Here is a 2217-nt window from a genome sequence, read left to right as displayed (position 1 = left end):
TGTCAACGCTTCGGGAACCTTGACCCCGGGTGGTCTCTGGAAAATTGACCCCCTGTGCGGTGTTGTTGTCTAGTTCTGGTCGGTGTTCTGTTGCTGGTCGCGGAGCAGGTTGCGGCGTTGGCGGGTGCGGTAGGAGTCGCCGGTGAGGGTGAGGACCTCGGCGTGGTGGACCAGGCGGTCGATCATGGCTGCGGCGACAACGTCGTCGGAGAAGGTCTCTCCCCAGCGCCCGAACGGCAGGTTGCTGGTGACCATCACCGAGCCCTGTTCGTAGCGGGAGGCGATGAGCTGGAAGAACAGGTTCGCCGCGTCCTGATCGAACGGGATGTAGCCGACTTCGTCGATGATGATCAGCTTGTAGCGGCGGATCTTCTTGAGTTCGGCCTCGAGCCGGTTGCCGTGGTGGGCGGCGGTGAGCCGGGCGATCCAGTTGCTGGCCGTGTCGAACAGCACCGAGTAGCCGGCCTGGGTGGCTTTGACGCCGAGCCCGATCGCGAGGTGGGTTTTGCCGATGCCGGGCGGGCCCAGCAGGATCACGTTCTCGGCCTTGGCGACGAACGTGCCGGTCGACAGGTGCGCCAAGATGTCGCGGCGCAGCGAGGGCAGGTGGTCGAGATTGAAGTCCTCCAAGGTTTTGACGGCCGGGAAGTGGGCGGTTCGGATCCGCATCACGGTGCCCTTGGACTCGCGGTCGGCGACCTGGCGCTGCAGCAACGCGGCGAGGTATTCCTCGTGCGACCAGTTCTCGTCCCGGGCCTGGCCGGCCAGCTGTTCCCAGAACACCCCGATCGTCGGGGTCTTCAGCGCCCGCGTGAGATAGGCGATCTGGGACGGCAGCCCATCCTTCGGCGCTGCAGCCGACGGTTTGGGCTTGGCGGTTGTGCTCACGTGTTGCTCGCTTTCGTTGGTGGTGCAGTGAAATCGACGCCGAACAGCGCGTCGTAGTCCGGCAGGGCCCGCATCGCGACGACATGTCCGTCGGCGTGACGGCGGGTCTCGCCGGAGGTCTCGCGGCGCAGGCGTTCGGCCGCGAAGCTCTTCCGCAGCACGGCTGCGGCGGCTCGGTGGGCCGGATCGGTGACCACGACCTGCTTGGCCCAGCAGCGGTCATGCCGGGCGACGACCTGCCCGTCGCAGAACACCGTCACCTCGCCCGGCGAGGCGGAGACGTCAACGAACCGGCCGATCATCCGCGGGTCGACGGAGTAATCGACGGTGTCGACCCGCACGTAGTAGTCCCGGCCGAGCCGGACCCGCTGGTGCAGCCCGATCGGCGGGGCAACCGGCGGCAGCGGCAGCATCGCCTGATAGTCGGTCTCCAGCAGCTCCACCGGGCGGCCCTGGATCGACCGGACGGTCCGGTTGTTCGCCTGGGCCAGCCACTCGTCGAGCTGGGCGTTGAAGTCGGCCGGGCTGGTGAAAACCCGGCCGGGCAGGAACGAGGTCTCCAGGAACTGGTTGTTCCGCTCGACCATGCCCTTGAACTCCGGGTCCCGCGGCGGCGCGAGCACGATCTTCGAGGCCAGGGTGCCGGCGAACGCCGCAGCCGGGGCGCTGACCCGACCGGTCCCGCCGATCGCGGACTCCCGGTCCCAGACCAGCCGCTTCGTGACCCGGCCGATCCCGTGGACCAGCTGCCACATCCCCGACAGGATGTCGCCGGCCTGCCGCGACGGGATCATCGTCGCGGCCAGGAACCGCGAGAAACACAGCGTCATCACCAGCACCGGCAGCACCCTTTCCTGGCCCGCGGCGACCGGGATCCGTGGCTCGGGGAACCACAGGTCGCACTGGGCGATCTGGCCGGGCTCGTAGACCACCCGGTCAACCGGGTCGATCCCGGCATACTCCGGGCGCAACACGGCCAGCTTCTTCTTCAACGGCGACATCGAGTGCGGCCACCCGATCTTCTGCGCGATCACCGGTCCCGGCATCCGCGGCCACTGGGCCAGCAGCGCCCGGATCTGCGGCTCGAACGCATCCGCCACCGACCCCCGCGAAGCCCGCTCATACTTCGGCGGCCCCTCGGACCTCAACGCCGCCCGGACCGTGTTCCTCGAGATCCCCAGCCGCCGGACGATCTCCTTGATCGGCACACCCTCAGCCCGATGCAACCGGCGGATCTCCGCCCAGTCCTCCACGTTCAGCACCCTCCTACCTCAGAGGGGGTCAACTTTCGGAAGACTCCTGGGGGTCAGTTTTCACGAAGCGACGACA

At 67.9% G+C, this 2217-nt stretch carries 2 protein-coding genes; both read right to left on the bottom strand.

The window, feature by feature from the left end; translation table 11 throughout:
- Positions 1–69 precede the first annotated feature (69 nt).
- Positions 70–888: an IS21-like element helper ATPase IstB gene (istB, locus tag ACZ7OH_RS51845; RefSeq protein ID WP_470287730.1), complete on the bottom strand. Its 819-nt coding sequence runs from the start codon at positions 886–888 to the stop codon at positions 70–72.
- The gene (gene istA / locus ACZ7OH_RS51840) at positions 885–2150 is read right to left on the bottom strand and encodes an IS21 family transposase (RefSeq protein WP_470287729.1); all 1266 of its coding nucleotides are present in this window, start codon (positions 2148–2150) and stop codon (positions 885–887) included. Before istA ends, istB begins: the two co-directional genes overlap by 4 nt.
- Between the last annotated feature and the right edge of the window lie 67 nt (positions 2151–2217).

This window comes from Amycolatopsis sp. NPDC114478, from assembly GCF_055633805.1.
This window is presented reverse-complemented; position numbering and strand designations above follow the sequence as displayed.